Here is a 17,681-nt window from a genome sequence, read left to right on the forward strand (position 1 = left end):
ACTTATCAGCCAGCGCAATGGCACACAGTGGATGTTAGGAGAATAAGGAATGAGTCACTATGCGCAACAACCTATTGATAACTATCAAGTGTCACTCCAAAAAAACTTCCCGCCGGGTACCAAAGGGGTTTGGGCTGAGCAGAAAGATAACGGGCGCTACAGCCTGATCGAAGAGGAAATCAGTTTACCCGCTGCAGTGATACTGCAAAGTGCCGTAGAAAGTAATATCCGGTGGATGCAAGCGTTCGCAAATCAACATCAAGTGAAGTTGTGCCCCCACGGCAAAACATCTATGACACCTTACCTTTTCAAACGACAACTTGAACAAGGTGCCTGGGGTATGACAATAGCAACCCCTGCTCATGCCGAGATTGCTGCCATGGCAGGCGCTCAGAACATCATTATGGCAAACCAGCTGGTAGGTAAAACCAACATGGCAGAAGTCGCCAGACTGCAGTCCTGTTTCGATGTGAATTTCTACTGTAGCGTCGATTCCACATTGAATGTGGAGCAGTTATCGAACTTCTTCGCAGAACGTGGCCAGCAAGTGAAGGTATTCATTGAGCTTGGTGTGGCTGGCGGACGGTGTGGGGTGCGGGGAATTGAAGCGGCGACTGAACTTGCTAAACGCATTCACCAATTACCAGGTACTGCCCTTGCAGGTGTCGAAGTCTACGAAGGCGTCATTTCCGGTGACGATGCCGAAGCGCGTGTCCGTGCCTTCATTGCCGAAACGGCTGAATTTGCAAAATCCCTCAAAGACCAGGGGCTGATTGACACCAAAGATGCCATCGTCACTGGTGCAGGTTCGGCTTGGTATGATGTGGTGGCAGAGACCTTCTCCCAATATAATGACTTACTCCCTGTTATCCGCCCCGGCTGTTATCTCACCCATGACACCGGTATTTACGATGTTGCGCAGAAGAAAGTGATGGACCGTGCAGAGAAAAATAAGGGGGTCGCTTGCCGCTTGGGTGGCGATTTGAAGAACGCGCTGGAGGTATGGGCTTGCGTGGTTTCTACACCAGAGCCGGGCAAGGCAGTGATTGGCATGGGCAAACGTGATGCCTCCTATGATGCAGGATTACCTGTTGCAGAACGCGGCTTCAGAAACGGCTCGGCAATCGATATCGACGGGTTGATCGCCACAGCCGTGATGGATCAGCACACCTTTGTCGATGTCCCAGCAAACTGCGATTTACAGGTAGGTGATGTCATCGCCTTTTCAACATCACACCCTTGCCTGACTTTCGATAAGTGGCGCTATATTGCGCTAGCTGATGACAACTTTACTGTAGAGCACTGGTTACCCACCCAATTTTAACTTCCTAAAATGCTCACTTCAGTGAGCATTTTTTTGTCTCTCTATCGCATCTAACGACTTTCTTTCACCGTCCCTTTGTTTGTACCTCACTGTTTTATCGGTTCCGAGAGATCCGTCTCTCAAGGTGCTGACTACGCTTTTTGCAGCACATTTAAAACGGGCTTGTAGATGAGTAACTGACACTAGTTACCAGGATGTTGGCTAAAAGAAGGAACGCAGTATGAAAGAAGAAGACAAAAACGCACCAAAAGGTATCTACGAGTACTACGAAAAAAATCCAGAAACAGCGGATGACAAAGTGTTCGGAAGGGTTAGTTACCCAGACAGACGAGGCTTTTTGAAAGGCGCAGGGTTAGCCACTATGGCAGCCGTGTTGGGAGGAGCTATTCCCTTTCACCGAAATATGCCTGCTGGCATGATTCCCGCCGCTTTTGCAGAAGGCCTTGAAGATGTGGTGATTGAGGGAAAAGACGGTTTGACCGTTTTAAACGACAGACCCATGAATGCAGAAACGCCACCTCACCTTTTGAACGATGACATCACACCCACCACCCGACACTTTATCCGTAACAACGGTATTCCCCCTACAAGTGTCGATGCAGATAGCTGGACACTAACTATTGACGGTCTGGTTGATAAACCGATGACGTTGACCATTGCGGATCTGAAGAAAAACTTCGATGTGGTTGAACAGCAACTCGTTGTGGAGTGCGGCGGTAATGGCCGCGCTTTCTTTGAGCCCAAAGCCAAAGGCAACCAGTGGACTTACGGTGCCGTGGCATGCTCAAACTGGACAGGCGTTAGGCTCGCAGATGTACTTAAGGCAGCGGGTATTCAGGATGGCGCCGTATACACCGCACACTTCAGCGCTGACAAACACCTTTCAGGAAAAGCAGATAAGCTCCCAATATCCCGGGGATTACCCATTGCTAAAGCGATGGGCGGAGAAAATCTGATAGCCTTTGAACAAAATGGCGAACCTCTTCACCCAATGAACGGCGCGCCACTTCGTTTGGTGGTCCCAGGATGGCCAGGTTCCTGTTCACAGAAATGGCTAACTCGCATTCAGGTAAGGGATCAGGTTCATGACGGTCCGAAAATGACGGGCAAGGCCTACCGAGTTCCCAACCGTCCTGTCGCACCGGGCGAGAAAGTGGCGAAAGAAGATTTCGTCATCATTGAGCGCATGCCAGTGAAGTCGCTTATCACATCGCCACAAACCAATACTGAAATCAGTGGTAACGAGTTAATGGTGAAAGGCCACGCCTGGTCAGGAGACCGTAAAGTAGACAGCGTACAGCTCTCCACAGACTTCGGAGCAACATGGATGGATGCGGATCTATCAGATCCAGTAAACGAAGGCGCTTGGCAAACCTTCAATGCTAAGGTGCAATTCCCCCAACCCGGCTACTACGAAGTCTGGGCAAAGGCCACTGATGATCAGGGTGTGAGCCAACCCTTCGCCATTGCATGGAACCCCAAAGGCTATCTCAACAACAGCTTTCACCGTGTTGCGGTTGTCGTGAAGGGGTAAGTGGATGCATGGATTCAACTTCATTGAGCGGTTTACTCCGCTATCTTTATCTTTGCTTTTTTTCTTCAGTAATGCGCTTTCCGCCAATGAAGAATTGATAGCGTTAGGAGAACAGCAAGCTCTGGTTTGCAAAGCCTGTCATCAGGTAGAGCCTGATGGTGTTGCGATTGTCGGCCCGCCCCTTTGGGGGTTGGCGGAACGGAATATCGCCTCTTTTGAAGGGTTCAACTACAGCGGCGGGCTCAAACAACATCAAGGGCAATGGGACGCAGAAAAGCTTGATGCCTTTTTGCAGTCTCCAGCAACATTCGCTCCAGGCACCAATATGGTGTTTCCCGGTATTGAAGACCCTGGTGCAAGGGCTGCCATTATTGCCTGGCTTGCCAGTAAAAATCTGAATCCTCCACTCTGGACGATCGCTTCCGCTGGTGCTCCTGTGAAGTCTGTGGGAGACGGTATTCTCAAGCCCGGAGAAAACATGGCGCTGGTTGCTGCTGTTTGCTCAGCCTGCCACTCGCTTCATCTTGTCGTCCAGCAGGGTTTGAGCAAAGACAGTTGGGATGAAACCCTTGAATGGATGGTGGATGAGCAAGGCATGGACGAATTAGATCCTGATGACCACGAAGCGGTACTGGTTTATCTCTCTACTTACTACGGTTTATAAATCCCACAGTCGGAGACGCTTGTCGTTATTGCTAGGCGTTTCCATTTTCCAATTCAAATCCCATCCCCTTTGACCTTAAATGCTTCGGCTTGCACCGCAACGTTATTTTCCTCCAAAAAACCGACAGCTTGCTAGATGCTGGTCATCTTTGTGTATATACATTGTATATCAATTGGCGATACGGACTATGTGCATGGCCAGTAAAAAGAAAAGTGACACCAACAAAAAAGACAGCCAACTCATCATCCGAATCAATGGCCAACAAAGGGATGAATTTGTGTCGCTCTGTGAAGAACTGGACAGTTCGGCGGCACGGGAAATTCGCAAGTTTATTAAACATTTCCTAAAGGAAAATGGGTCAAACGACCTTTAACAGGAGTTCTTCGGAGTAAGTTGTACCTAAGAGCTTCATTTGAGAATTAAATGGAGATTGCATCATGGCAAAGTCAAAGAAAGAACTGAAAAAATCATTGAAGAAAGCAAAAGCGAAAGTGAAGAAAATCAAAAAAGCGCTTAAGAAAGCCTAAGCTTTTTCTCGCTCAAGAAAAAATGCCCCATTCGGGGCATTTTTTGTTTCTGCGGTCACCCTTGGCGTTGATGGTCAATGTTCCTTTTTCCAGAACAACAATCTGGCCAATTCGGGGCAGTATCTAAACACTATAGTGGTGAGCCGAACTGGTCAGTCGCAATCAATACATTATCATCGGGGTTATCAGCCACTTCATCAGCAATCCATGGGCTCATACAGTCCCTGTCCCTGATGCAGGGATCGGTCAGCGCATTCAGAAATGCTTCGAGTTGGTTTCTCTCATTGCCGTTAATATTGATATTGCCAAAAAGCGACGTGCCTTCGTCCTGCTCATCATCCAACTTGTTCAGTGCACGGAACGAATTCTGACGCGCATCGGGGTAGAGACTGGTGCACCCCGATACATTTTCAAACTGCGGTAAGTCGCACAAGTCATTGTCATCAAAAAAGTCGTCGACGGTATTTCTGGGGTTATTGTAGTGACGAAGCACATCATTCAAATCAGCATACGCGCCAGCATGACCATAAGGCGCGGTCACTGCGACGTTTAACAATGAGGGGGTACGGTAGCGATACCTGTCGTCACGATCTCCAGTGATGGACTCACGACCAAAATCGTCATTATTCCCCACTCCTGTGCCCGGGCCAATTTGTGGAAAGCCAATAGTATGCTGTTGACCATCACTCAACAGCGATCCACTGTGGCAGTTTACACAGCCTCCGCCATCGTCGTCTGTTGAGGTATAAAACAGAATGGCTCCTTCAATGGCATCATCACTTAACGCGCCGGTATCTCCATCTAGGTAGTTCTGCCAGGGCGAATTCACAAATACCATGGAGCGTTGATACTCAGACAGAGCCAACGCAATGTTGTCGAAAGTAATCAGTGTTGCTACGTCATCACTGCTGTTGAATGCTGTCTGGAAAGCGGTCAACCATTCATTAGTGGCAAGTTCGCCAGAACCTTCGCCATAATCGCCGATCCGTGCGGCAAGATGGTCGCGAATTGAATTATTGGTTTCCCCAGACTCAAAGGTGGTGTCTTTCATCTCTTCCACGGATGTCACCGGAAATCTAGCCTGTGCCATAACAAGGTTGTTACCCGCATTAGTATCTGCAACACCAAAACCGGAATCCGGCGTACTGATGCCAGAGACTGAACCATTTTGCCCAGCCTCTTTACCCAGGCTTTCAACACGAGAGTCCCAAAACAAACTGGTATCCCAAAGCGCGACATTGAAAATGCTTGGGCTATTTCTAGAAACATCTGGAAGGTTATCCCCATCTACCCGGCCCGGTCCCATGACTCCCGGTTGTATTGCATTAACACCAACAGGAAGACTCAGTCCATCAGCACCACCCAACATGGGATGGTGACAGCTGGCACATGCTACGTCCTGATCGCCGCTCAAGCTTTTACTAAAGAACAGCTTTTTCCCGAGCTGAGGAAGCGGATCATTGATATTAGGAAACTCCCTATCCGACAGTGGGCTTACAGCTAACCCCAGACTCTCGATTATCCCCGCCAGTTCAGTTTGTTCTGCGGTCTGCATCGTTTGGGCACTGACTTCATCACCGCCCCCGCCGCCACATCCTATCAACGCACTACTACATAACATCAGTGCAGCCCAATGACTGTTATTATTTGCTGCAATTTCCATTGTCTTTCCCCTAAACACAACCTGTGCTTTCTTAGGTTACAAAGGAAAAGTGCAGGCCTTGTGCAAGAAATGTGGATCAATTGTGCAAGTTGGCCACGATGTATTCGCAGCGACGCCACTCTACTTATACTCTTGTTAAGACAAAGAATTGGAGTTTTCATGTCACTGTTTGTCCGCTTATGGCTTAGTTTTCTTATTACGTTGGGCGGGATTCTCATGCTGCTCTACATTGCTATTCAATGGAGCTTCGACCAAGGTTTAATCCGCTATATTAATCAACGTGAAGCCGTCGTTTTCCAAACATTAGCGGACAACATCAAGCGCTTCCATGAGTTAAATGGCAACCTATCCCTCATTGAGGAAGAAACCTATTACTGGCGACAACTTTTGGAGAGTTCAAAGCAAGGTGAAACCCTCACCGATGAGTTGATGGCCAGCTGGGTGATGATCATGCTTTTTGAGCCAGATAAAGCGCACCAGCCGCCACCAAGGAAAAGAGAGTTTGGCAGCAAACCACCTCCATCTCACGAGAGGAAGCGGGGTCGCCCTCCTCACCCACAAGATCATCTCCGCGTTTCTCTACTCAACGAAGATCGTGTACCCGTTAAAGGACCTTATAAAAAAGATTTCTCAACATTACCCATCACTATCGATGGAACCCTTATCGCTTACCTTGCCTGGCCGCCATCCAAGGTACCGGAAGCTTCTTATGACGTAGCCTTCGCAGAAAGCCAGAAACATGCATTTCTTTTGTTAGCTTTGGTTGCGCTTTTGTTGGGTGCCATTGCTGCTCTGTTCTTATCGAGAGCTTTCATCCGGCCTGTCACCCAAATCGCCTCAACCACAGGGGAGATAGTAAAAGGTAACTATTCGGCCCGCACGAAGGTTTACGGAAAAGACGAAGTGGCCAAGTTAGCGGCTGACATTAATACGCTCGCAGCCACACTAGAGTCTGCAGAAAGTGCCCGCAAAGAATGGCTAGCCAGCACAGCCCATGAACTCAGGACACCTCTTTCCATCATCAAAGGAGAGTTCGAAGCAATCATTGACGGAATTCGACCTGCTAACCAAAAAACGTTAGCCTCCATTGAAGAAGAGATCGTTCATCTACAGAAATTGATCGAGGATTTGTATGAGCTGACAAACGCGGATATAGGCGCGTATCGCTATAAAATGTCTGACTTGGATATCAGCGAGCTGGTGGAAGAAATCTGTCAGCGACGCGCGCTTCAAATGCAAAAGCTTGGGCTAAATCTGGAATGGGAAGTAGGCTATGACGCTATCTGGATTGACGGTGACGACACTCGAATACAACAGCTTATTGAGAACCTGCTGAGAAACAGCGAGAAATATACCGATTCTCCGGGCACTGTTCGATTATCTCTGGCGAGAAAAAGTAACCTAGTTAATCTGATCGTCGAAGACTCTGCACCCGGCGTACCAGATGAATCGTTACCCCGTTTGTTCGAAAAGCTCTATCGGGTAGAAAGCTCAAGAAATCGGGAAAAAGGCGGTTCAGGTCTGGGTCTCGCTATCGTGCAGAAAATTGCCGAAGCACATGCCGGAAGTATTCAGGCCAGCCACTCACCATTAGGTGGGCTAAGGATTATCGTGAACTTACCCAATGCCTTTAACACAGGAAAAGAGCATGGCTAAGATACTTGTTGTTGAAGACGAACCTAAAATTTCTCAACTGATCACAGACTATCTCGTTCAAGCAGGGCATGACGTTACCCAACAGTTTACTGGTGCTGAAGCAGTAGGTTGGGAACAAATCCATCGACCCGACATGATTTTGTTAGATCTGATGTTACCGGAGAAAGACGGACTGACAGTATGCCGTGAAATCCGACAGCAAAGTGATGTTCCCATTATCATGATTACCGCGAAAGTCGAAGAGATTGATCGATTACTCGGATTGGAGTTGGGGGCCGATGACTATATCTGTAAACCTTTCTCCCCCCGAGAGGTGGTTGCCAGAGTAAAAACCGTGCTTCGTCGCCTTGGAAATCAGACCAACCAACAAGAAACCCAAAATAATCTCGAGCTGGACGAGTCGCGTTACATAGTGACGTTCAAACAACAGGAAGTGGCATTAACTGCCATCGAGTTTAACCTGTTGAATCTTCTATACAGCGACCCTGGACGGGTATTTTCGCGACAACAACTTATCGATAATATTTATCAAGATCATAGAGTTGTCAGCGAAAGAACCGTCGATAGTCATATCAAAAAGCTGCGAAAAAAGCTCAATGCGATTAGCCCTAAAGACGAGGTTGTTCAATCCGTCTACAGCGTCGGTTACAAGCTGGTACTTTAAACACCTTGCTTAGGAGCTGTTGACCTTTGGTGGTTGAATTTTGTTCTAGCCCTAAGCGTTTGTGGGGACTTTCTCCTGCGTTATCGGCTTCTCATGTAGGCCAGCTACTTTCGAAGCCTCTGCCTTGCATAAAGTCCCCACAAACTGCTGAAAAAACATCACCAAAGAACAACGGCCCCTAGAATCCCACACTTGATTCTCAGTCATTTAAGTGACTTCTAAAACAATTTGCTAGTCTTTATGTGTCGGTATGCAGTTCTACTTCATCCATTAAAGTGTGATGAATGGTGTCTTCTGCATACCCAATCACTCAGGTGAAACTGGGTTTTTGGACCAGTTAAAGCCAATCAATCCCGCTAGCTTAATTGGTCGGGTATTGACGATTTTTTGATTTAGTATTCGCAAAAAAGGATTCAACTATGAGATTGAACATCCAACTTTTCGCGTTCATTGCTGCCTTCTTTAGCCTGCCTTCAACGGCGCTGGAAGGAATGGTTCAGGTACAGAGTCAATACGATGTCCGAACTACCACAGACCGTCTTATTGCGGCAGTGAGAGCGCGAGGATTGAATGTTATTAGCCGCATTGACCATGAGGATGGAGCGCGAGAAACAGGCAAAGACTTGCGCCCAAGTGAATTGGTGACTTTCGGAAACCCTAACATGGGTACGCCGTTAATGGAATGCAGCCAAACAGCCGGGATAGACCAGCCACAAAAAGCCCTGATTTGGGAAGATGATAACGGTAAAGTTTGGCTCGGCTACAACAATCCGAACTATGTGGTAAAACGCCACCGATTGGATAAATGTGATTTAGCCTTAAAGAAAGTTGAGAAGGCTTTGGTCACACTGGCAAAGCTGGCGACACAACCAACGCCTCAGCAATAAAAAGTACAGGTTTCCAAGAAAACAAAAACCCCGCAGCAAGCTGCGGGGTTTTCTTTTAGAAAGTCGTTAAGAATTACTTCTTAGCGTTACGCTCTTTAACTTCAGCGATAACTTTCTCAGCAACGTTTGCTGGACATGGTGCGTAGTGTGCGAACTCCATAGAGAACTGACCACGACCAGAAGTCATAGTACGCAGGGTACCGATGTAACCGAACATTTCTGACAGTGGTACATCACCCTTAATGCGAACGCCAGTTGCGCCAGCTTGTTGGTCTTTGATCATACCACGACGACGGTTCAGGTCACCGATTACGTCACCAACGTGATCTTCTGGAGTGAACACGTCAACCTTCATGATTGGCTCAAGAAGCTGTGGACCAGCTTTTGGCATAGATTGACGGAATGCACCTTTCGCTGCGATTTCGAACGCGATTGCTGATGAGTCAACTGCGTGGAAGCCACCGTCGAACAGCTCAACTTCAACGTCCAGAGTTGGGAAGCCAGCCAATACGCCGTTTTCCATCATGCCCGCGAAGCCTTTCTCGATTGCTGGCCAGAATTCCTTAGGAACGTTACCACCAACAACAGTAGAAGAGAAAGTGAAGCCTGAGTTTGGCTCACCTGGCTTGATGCGGTAGTCGATCTTACCGAACTGACCAGAACCACCAGACTGCTTCTTGTGAGTGAAGCTGTCTTCAACTGGTTGAGTGATAGTTTCACGGTAAGCAACCTGTGGTTGACCAACGATCAGGTCTACACCGTAAGTACGCTTCAGGATGTCAACTTTGATATCCAGGTGAAGTTCACCCATACCTTTCAGGATGGTTTCGCCAGAATCTTCGTCAGTCTCAACTTGGAATGATGGATCTTCTGCAACCATCTTACCGATCGCGATACCCATTTTCTCAGAACCGCCTTTGTCCTTAGGAGACACAGCGATAGAGATTACTGGAGTTGGGAAGATCATTGGTTCCAGAGTACATTCGTGCTTAACATCACACAGAGTGTGACCAGTTTGAACGTTCTTCATACCAACAACAGCGATGATGTCACCCGCTTGCGCGGTAGTAAGCTCGTTACGCTCGTCTGCTTGCATCTCAACCATACGGCCGATACGCTCAGTTTTACCAGTCGCTGAGTTAAGGATGGTGTCACCCTTCTTCATTACGCCTGAGTAAATACGGATAAAGGTCAGGGCACCGAAACGGTCGTCCATGATCTTGAACGCCAGCGCGCGCAGTGGCTCGTCAGGAGAAACGGTTGCAACTTCACCAGTTGGCTCACCAGTTTCTTTGTCAGTCAGCGGCTGTGGGTCAACTTCTGTTGGAGACGGCAGGTAATCTACAACTGCGTCCAGTACCAACTGCATACCTTTGTTCTTGAATGCAGAACCACAGAAAGTTGGGAAGAATGAACAGTCGCGAGTACCTTTACGTAGGCAGCGCTTGATGTCTTCGATAGAAGGCTCTTCGCCGTCCATGTAAGCCATCATCAGATCATCGTCTTGCTCAACAGCAGTTTCGATCATCATCTCACGGTATTCTTCCATTTGCTCCAGCATATCTTCTGGAACGTCTTTGATTTCGTAGTTTTCTGGCAGACCAGTGTCATCCCAAACGTACGCTTGACGGTTCAGAACATCTACAACACCTACGAACTCATCTTCACGGCCAATTGGCAGAGTCATAACTACTGGGTTTGCGCCCAGAACGTTTTTAACCTGCTCAACTACGTTGAAGAAGTCTGCACCCATACGGTCCAGCTTGTTTACAAAGATGATACGTGCAACTTCTGATTCGTTAGCATAACGCCAGTTGGTTTCTGACTGAGGCTCAACACCGCCAGAACCACAGAAAACACCGATACCGCCATCAAGTACTTTCAGAGAACGGTAAACTTCAACGGTGAAGTCAACGTGTCCCGGAGTATCGATAACGTTGAAGCGGTGGTCTTTCCAGAAACAGCTTACAGCTGCAGACTGGATAGTAATACCACGCTCAGCTTCCTGTTCCATGAAGTCAGTAGTCGATTCACCATCATGAACCTCACCAGTCTTGTGGATCTGACCGGTTAGCTTCAGGATACGCTCGGTAGTAGTGGTCTTACCCGCATCAACGTGCGCGAAAATACCAATGTTTCTGTATTTACTTAGATCTGTCATTGTTCGTCTCTATAAACAATTACTGGCTTATATCAGGGCGGGGAGTATAGCAGGCGTCGTCGCGTAAAGAAACATGTAGAAGACAGTGATATCAGATAAGTTTTCACTGATAGCCGATTCGATACATTTCTGCGCATCTTGGTGCCACTTTCCTCGCTTCTAGCGCTCACCTTCAACGTTTCGGCAAGCTCAGAATCTCCAAACACCCTTCATGAGAAATCGCTTCCCACGGAAATAGGGTCGTTCGACTATACAGGTTAGACCCGATTGTTTGATTAGGTTTGGCTTTTCTATGTGGCGATTTACTGATGCTTTTTCAACCAACCACTTACAATTTGCAACGCTTTTAATTTCCGCCTTCGCATATTCGAGATTTGCACCTCAGACTCAGGACAAAAATTACATATAGTTCGCGTTCACTCAGCTTTTTCTACCTGTGCACGCTGTGCAAATTGAGGAGACAACATGTCCAACGCCCGTATCCCTTCATTAGAGGTGGGTCGTTTATTGGCTATTCTGGCCGTTATTATCATCCATGCAGGCCCACTGCGTGGTGAGGCATACAGTGAAGGCATCAATACATTTTCCGATGTGATTAACCAAATCTGCCGCTTTGCCGTGCCTTTCTTTTTCGTTTTGACGGGCTATTTTGTCCAACCAAAACTGGTTGAGAACCCAACAAAGACCTTCAAGCATTACGCAAAGCCTTTGATAACGATTTGGCTTGCCTGGGGCGTTATTTATCTGGCCATGCCTTTCCGACTGGATGTTGCCATGACTGACGGATATCTGGCAGAACGTTCCGGGTATTGGAACTACCTTCTGGAAACACCTTTCAATACTCTGTTTGAAGGTGGCCTGGTGCATCTTTGGTATATCCCAGGGCTGCTGTGCGCGCTCGGCATACTCGCTTTGTTGATCGAGAAAAACCAGCAAGGTCTTATTATGCCGCTAGCACTCGGTTTATACGTTTGGGGGCTGGGTGCCGGCAGTTATCAGCCCATTATGGAAGGTGAGGCACCCATCTTTACCCGCAACGGTCCGTTTTTCAGTTTATTGATGGTCACAGCAGGGTTTGAAGTGAGGCGCCGCAAAATGAGTTTCTCCAATAAGGCGGCTTGGTCGATGATGCTTGGCGGTATGGCGCTTTGCTTGGCTGAAGGCTTTAACCTCTCTCGTTATGATGTTTGGATGGCAAACCATGATTTTCTGCTTGGCACGCCTTTCATGGCATTGGGCCTGTTCGCCTTGCTTTTGAATCACCCTGACCTTGGCAATAGACCGATAATATTTGCATTGAGCAAACGTGTTCTGGGTATTTATGTCGCACATTTCGTGCCGCTTATTCTGCTCTTTAATCTGTTCGGCTTTTACGGCATTGAAGGTCCAGTCAAGGACATGCTTATCGTTCCTTTGACCATTTTGATGACATTTGGCTTGGTGTGGTTTTTAGAGAAAACGCCATTAACGAACAATCTGGTACAAATGACGCATAACAAAACGGAGCCTTTGGCAGAAGCAGAAACCACAAAATAGACATGAGCTCGGATTCTCCGGGCTTTTTTAATGATGGTCGTCGACGACCCTGTCCGTCACCAAAGCATCCACCTTTTTCAGAAAACTGTCTCTGAGATGGGCTTGGTCGTATTTCAAATCGTAAGTGTTGTGAAAGCCGATGTGCAACTCTACACCATTTCCTCTCAGGTAAACGTTGTAACCATCGTAATCGGTTGACGCTTCGACACCCTCGTAAATTTTACCGAACTCGGTATCTTCACCTTTCTCCATCACTACTTCGAAAGCAGCCAACAATTTTGCAGGATTAAGTTCATTTTTCATCGCTATTCCCTCACCATTGCCATGTCCTGACAAGAAGAACAGAGAGATCTCTCCGTATTAAAAATATGATTTTTAATACAGAATCATGCCAATTGCGGATCACCAAAGGTTGATCCATAACGAAATGACATGCCGCAACTGCAAGGTTCTGAGGACTAAGGTGCGTGTAACATAAAGCGCCGTTCCATTTCCGCTTCCTGTCCTTCCATCAGCTTTTTCGCCACTTCCATATGCTCACGCATAATGGCACGGGCATCTTCAGATCGGCCTTCGCGCAAGGCGACAATCAAATCTTTCTGGTGCTTTAACCCCTGCTCCCAAAGTTCGTGATTGGGTGGCTCATACAAGCGGCGGTAAACCGTAAGGTCAGTCAGCATTCGCACCATAAAACGGATAATGAAACCCAGCAGTTCATTTCCCGCCAGCTCTGCCAGAATGATGTGAAATTGCAGGGAATCTATGTGTTGCCGACGTTCATCTTCCTGATCCAGAGACGGTTGGGCATATTTTTGAATATTGTCTTCCAGCTTGGCCAGATCGTCTTCAGTCATATTGCCAGCCAACGTGGCTACTAGCTCCGGCTCCAACAAGCAGCGGAGCTGATAGATGTCTTTGACAGAAAGCTTGTTGAAGAAGAAATAATTGCTGAGCAAGCTGCTGGCCATTGGCTCAGAAACGGCATTAATGAACGCCCCACCCTTTGGACCAGTACGGGTCAAGATAAGGCCCTGGGCTTCTAAAACCCGCATAGTTTCACGAATGGTGCCCTTGGACATGCCAAATAGTTCCATCAAGGTCTGTTCGTGAGGCAGTTTATCTCCCGGCTGTAATCCCTGTTCCACAATCCAGCTTTTTATTGCTTCCGCCACTTTATAGGGACGGCGCATTTTTGCGGACGAAGCAGTGTCATTCGAGCGGGAAGTAGCAGGCGACAAATTCGTTCTCCTTTATTTTTGTTAGCGGTGGTGGAGCGCCGAGGCAGTCAGATTGCGCTCTGGGGCAGCGACCCGCAAATGCACAACCTTGTGGTGGGTTAAGCGGATCCGGCAATTCTGCATGCTGTGTGGGTACCTGTAGGGGCCTTCCCACAACGGGAGCACTGTTCGCTAGTAACCGAGTGTACGGATGTTTTGGGGAATTGAAAATCATTTCAGCAGGCGCAAGTTCCACCAACGAGCCAAAGTACATCACAGCGACTCTATCACTCACTGCTTCTACAACAGCAAGGTCGTGACTGATAAACAGATAGGTCAGCGACAGTGATTGTTTTAGCTCAGCCAATAGATTAAGAACCTGAGCTTGAACAGAAACATCTAACGCGGAAACCGGTTCATCCAATACCAGTATTCTGGCGTTGGCAGCAAGCGCCCGGGCAATACCTATACGCTGAGCCTGACCGCCAGAAAATTCATGGGGGTATCGTTCAAGAAACTCCTCTCGAAGCCCCACCTGAGTGAAAATCTCACGAATACGTGTATCACGTGCAGTTTTATCCATGCCGTGAAGGTAAATCAACGGCACTTCCATCAACTGGCGAATAGTTTTCCTCGGGTTGAGGCTACTGATCGGATCTTGGAAAACATACTGAATGCGTTTTCCATTCTCTTCGGGACTGTCAGGCGATAATGCTTCTCCCTCAACCAGTACTTGCCCTTCGGTGGGCGCCGTTAAACCCACCAGCATTCTCGCCAGCGTAGACTTACCGCAACCTGACTCGCCGACGATACCCAGTGTTTCGCCCTGAGCCACATCCAGACTAATAGTTTGCACTGCTTTCACGCCGGGAAGCGCTGAGGCAAACATTGGCTTTTTAAAAAAGTAGGTTTTCTTCAATCCCTGAATTTGCAACGCAGCCGTCATACCAACTTCTCCTCGGGATAATGACACAGCACCATCCGCCCAGATGCCTCATTTCTTGATACTTCGCCCTGCTGACAAGTATTAGCGGCTTTGCTGCACCTTGCTGCAAACGCACATCCTAGAGGCAATTTATCTACCACAGGCGGTAACCCTGGAATGGCTTCCAATGTGCCTTTCCCACGCCCAAGTTCAGGCACACACGCAATAAGCTTTTTGGTGTATGGGTGTGCTGGAGAATCCAGCACAGCTTCGGTTGGTCCCGTTTCAACAATCTTTCCGGCATACATGACGGCAACACGATCACAAAGCTGAGCCACAACGCCAAAGTCATGAGTAATAAACAGCACCGACACATTTCTGGTTCGGCGAAGCTCATCCAACAGGGCAAGTATCTGTCCTTGAACCGTCACATCCAGTGCTGTGGTGGGTTCATCCGCAATAATCAGCGAGGGATTGTTCACCAGCGCCATTGCAATCGCCACACGCTGGCGCATACCGCCGGAGAGCTCATGGGGGAATGCCTTCATGCGCTCTTCTGCGTTGGGAATGTGTACCGCATCCAGCAACGAAATAGCCCGCTCTCTTGCTTCATTTGCTGGCACTTTCTCATGCACCAGTATCGCTTCCATCATCTGCTCTCCCACGCGATAGAGCGGATGCAAGGTAGCGAGCGGGTCCTGGAAAATGTAAGCCACATCCTTGCCACGCAATTCACGCAGCTTTTCATAGCTTGCACCTATCAGGGATTCATCCTTGAAGCGGATATCACCACCACAAATGACCCCTGGGGGAGACGCGACCAGCCCCATGACTGATAGCGCTGTCACCGATTTACCGGAACCACTTTCCCCAATCAAACCCAGACATTCGCCAGGCGCAATCTCAAATGACACCTGATTCACCGCTTTGTAAACACGGTCGTTGATATGAAATTGCGTCTCTAATTTATCGACTTTCAGGACGGCTTCATTGGTTTCATCGGAATCAACAGTATTGAACGCATCGCTGACTTTGGTGGCCGGCTGAGGACGGGTTAGCGCACCGGACTTCAATCTTGGATCGAGCGCGTCACGTATGCCGTCACCTAAAAGGTTAATGCTCATTACGATAAGGAAAATCATGATGCCCGGCACCACACTGGCATGAGGATCAGTGATCAATGAGTTTCGCGCCTCACCCAACATTGAACCCAAATCGGCTTGTGGTGGCTGAGAGCCCAAACCAAGGAAGGAAAGCCCTGCGGTTTCCAGGATCATCCAGCCAATCGTGGTAGACATGGCAATCACAATCACAGGGATAACATTAGGCACAATTTCGGACCAGATAATGCGCAAGTCAGACATGCCACAAAGCTTGGCTGCTTCAACAAACTCACGCTGTGCCAAAGAGACAGTCACGCCACGAATATTTCTTGCAAAGAAAGGAATATTGACCGCCGCGACAGCAATCAGTGCATTCAATAATCCAGGACCCAATGCCGCAACAATCGCTAATGCCAACAAGATATAAGGGAACGCCATTAATACATCGATACAACGCATAAAAACATTATCGACACGGCCACCGTAATAACCGGCAACAATACCAATCGCTGAGCCAATCAAAGCAGCAGTCAAAGCTGCAGCAAAACCAACCGCGAGGCTCAGTTGAGTTCCCCAAAGCAAGCGGGAAAGTAAATCCCGCCCCAAATGATCAGTGCCTAAAAGATGCCCATCGCTGAACGGACGCAAAAAGCGATTTGCCGTGTCTGTAACGGCAGGATCCTGCAGGCCCAACAAAGGTGTCACCAAAACCAGAAAGACGATAGTGGATATCACTATGCCGCCAAAAGCCGCCAGTCGGTTCCGGGCCAGAAGTTTTAAAAATGCCGTCATGCTTTGATCCTCGGGTCGAGCCAACTTTGCAGCATGTCTACAGCAATATTGAAAAGCACATAGCAAGACGCAACAAACACTACCCCGCCCTGCACAAGTAAAATGTCACGTTTGAGGATCGCTTCTACCAGCATTTTTCCGACACCCGGCCACTGGAAGACCATCTCGATATACACTGCGCCGGAAAGCACAAACCCGGCCTGAATACCCAGCACGGGAATAATGCTGACCATGGCAGCTTTCAATGCGTGCTTCCAAACAACCTGACGCTCATGCACACCTTTGGCTCGCGCTGTACGGATATAGTCCTGCCTCAGTACTTCCAACATGGCTGAGCGAGAGAGCCGGGCAATGACACCTGTTGCCACCGATGCTAAAGCGACAGCTGGCATGACTAAATGCTTCAGCAAATCAGGTAAATCACCACCGCCATAAATTGCGTACATACCTGAAACGGGTAGCCAACGGAGATTAATTGCGAACAGCAGAATCATCATCATGCCGAGGAAAAAAGAAGGAATGGAAATACCCAGAAGCACCACTAAAGTGATGCCTTTATCAGCCATAGAGAATTGACGTGCCGCTGAGACCACGCCGGCGATAATTCCCAACAGAGCGCAGAGCACAAATGAAACGCCCGCCAAAATCAAAGTGGCATTGAAACGCTCGAGAATTTCATCAATCACGGGTCGGTTTAGCGAGTAAGAGCGGCCAAAGTCTCCCTGAAGCATGTTCGACAGCCAGATGAAATACTGGCTCACTAAAGGCTGGTCGAGACCGAGATCTCTATTGATTTTGGCGACATTATCTGGCGTTGCATAGGCGCCAAGAATGGCGGTTGCCGGATCGCCGGGAATCATCGACATGATGAGAAAGACGATAACCGTTATCCCGAGAAGCACCGGGATCGCGGACAGCAATCGTCGAAGAAAATAGTTACCCACGCGCAGTGCTCCCTTCTGCAAAAAAGATGGGCGGGTTTCCCCGCCCTAAGTTGCTAACTGACGTTGCTCATCCAAATGACCTGA

At 48.3% G+C, this 17,681-nt stretch carries 15 protein-coding genes; 8 read left to right on the top strand and 7 right to left on the bottom strand.

All coding sequences use genetic code 11. From position 1 onward, the window contains the following. Window positions 1-49 precede the first annotated feature (49 nt). From K6Q96_RS23675 to K6Q96_RS23690, 4 genes are all read left to right on the top strand, one after another. Window positions 50-1,324, top strand: a complete 1,275-nt coding sequence (locus K6Q96_RS23675) for an amino acid deaminase (protein WP_251880785.1) — start codon at window positions 50-52, stop codon at window positions 1,322-1,324. Window positions 1,325-1,544: 220 nt separating this feature from the next. After that, the gene (locus K6Q96_RS23680; RefSeq protein WP_251880787.1) at window positions 1,545-2,858 is read left to right on the top strand and encodes a molybdopterin-dependent oxidoreductase; all 1,314 of its coding nucleotides are present in this window, start codon (window positions 1,545-1,547) and stop codon (window positions 2,856-2,858) included. A gap of 4 nt (window positions 2,859-2,862) precedes the next feature. Further along, window positions 2,863-3,522, top strand: coding sequence for a c-type cytochrome (locus K6Q96_RS23685; protein ID WP_251880789.1), 660 nt, complete (start codon window positions 2,863-2,865; stop codon window positions 3,520-3,522). 193 nt (window positions 3,523-3,715) lie between these two features. Continuing rightward, window positions 3,716-3,895, top strand: a complete 180-nt coding sequence (locus K6Q96_RS23690; RefSeq protein WP_251880791.1) for a hypothetical protein — start codon at window positions 3,716-3,718, stop codon at window positions 3,893-3,895. A gap of 284 nt (window positions 3,896-4,179) precedes the next feature. On the opposite strand, the gene K6Q96_RS23695 is transcribed toward K6Q96_RS23690, so the two are convergent. Further along, window positions 4,180-5,712, bottom strand: a complete 1,533-nt coding sequence (locus K6Q96_RS23695; RefSeq protein WP_251880793.1) for a cytochrome-c peroxidase — start codon at window positions 5,710-5,712, stop codon at window positions 4,180-4,182. Between the two features lie 159 nt (window positions 5,713-5,871). Here K6Q96_RS23695 and K6Q96_RS23700 point away from each other — a divergent pair, with 159 nt between their 5' ends. From K6Q96_RS23700 to K6Q96_RS23710, 3 genes are all read left to right on the top strand, one after another. Continuing rightward, a complete protein-coding gene (locus K6Q96_RS23700) occupies window positions 5,872-7,368 on the top strand; it encodes an ATP-binding protein (RefSeq protein ID WP_251880796.1) in 1,497 nt (498 codons plus the stop codon). After that, complete coding sequence (locus K6Q96_RS23705) at window positions 7,361-8,032, top strand: response regulator (RefSeq protein ID WP_251880798.1); 672 nt, start codon at window positions 7,361-7,363, stop codon at window positions 8,030-8,032. Before K6Q96_RS23700 ends, K6Q96_RS23705 begins: the two co-directional genes overlap by 8 nt. A gap of 419 nt (window positions 8,033-8,451) precedes the next feature. After that, window positions 8,452-8,919, top strand: coding sequence for a DUF302 domain-containing protein (locus K6Q96_RS23710; protein WP_251880800.1), 468 nt, complete (start codon window positions 8,452-8,454; stop codon window positions 8,917-8,919). Between the two features lie 73 nt (window positions 8,920-8,992). Here K6Q96_RS23710 and fusA read toward each other — a convergent pair whose 3' ends face one another. After that, a complete protein-coding gene (gene fusA, locus K6Q96_RS23715; protein ID WP_251880803.1) occupies window positions 8,993-11,080 on the bottom strand; it encodes an elongation factor G in 2,088 nt (695 codons plus the stop codon). A gap of 465 nt (window positions 11,081-11,545) precedes the next feature. Between fusA and K6Q96_RS23720 the strand changes: the two genes are divergently transcribed. Beyond that, window positions 11,546-12,616, top strand: coding sequence for an acyltransferase (locus K6Q96_RS23720; RefSeq protein ID WP_251880806.1), 1,071 nt, complete (start codon window positions 11,546-11,548; stop codon window positions 12,614-12,616). Between the two features lie 27 nt (window positions 12,617-12,643). On the opposite strand, the gene K6Q96_RS23725 is transcribed toward K6Q96_RS23720, so the two are convergent. The 5 genes from K6Q96_RS23725 to K6Q96_RS23745 form a co-directional block, all read right to left on the bottom strand. Further along, on the bottom strand, window positions 12,644-12,919 hold the full coding sequence (locus K6Q96_RS23725) for a DUF3081 domain-containing protein (protein WP_062665459.1): 276 nt from the start codon (window positions 12,917-12,919) through the stop codon (window positions 12,644-12,646). A gap of 155 nt (window positions 12,920-13,074) precedes the next feature. Further along, a complete protein-coding gene (locus tag K6Q96_RS23730; protein ID WP_251880807.1) occupies window positions 13,075-13,854 on the bottom strand; it encodes a FadR/GntR family transcriptional regulator in 780 nt (259 codons plus the stop codon). After that, window positions 13,826-14,779 (bottom strand): ABC transporter ATP-binding protein, encoded by a 954-nt coding sequence (locus K6Q96_RS23735; protein ID WP_251880808.1) that lies wholly within the window; start codon window positions 14,777-14,779, stop codon window positions 13,826-13,828. The genes K6Q96_RS23730 and K6Q96_RS23735 overlap by 29 nt, the downstream gene beginning before the upstream one ends. Further along, window positions 14,776-16,653 (bottom strand): dipeptide/oligopeptide/nickel ABC transporter permease/ATP-binding protein, encoded by a 1,878-nt coding sequence (locus K6Q96_RS23740; protein WP_251880809.1) that lies wholly within the window; start codon window positions 16,651-16,653, stop codon window positions 14,776-14,778. Before K6Q96_RS23740 ends, K6Q96_RS23735 begins: the two co-directional genes overlap by 4 nt. Further along, the gene (locus K6Q96_RS23745) at window positions 16,650-17,597 is read right to left on the bottom strand and encodes an ABC transporter permease (RefSeq protein WP_251880810.1); all 948 of its coding nucleotides are present in this window, start codon (window positions 17,595-17,597) and stop codon (window positions 16,650-16,652) included. Before K6Q96_RS23745 ends, K6Q96_RS23740 begins: the two co-directional genes overlap by 4 nt. Between the last annotated feature and the right edge of the window lie 84 nt (window positions 17,598-17,681).

This window comes from Grimontia kaedaensis (genome assembly GCF_023746615.1).
Lineage (GTDB): Bacteria > Pseudomonadota > Gammaproteobacteria > Enterobacterales > Vibrionaceae > Enterovibrio > Enterovibrio kaedaensis.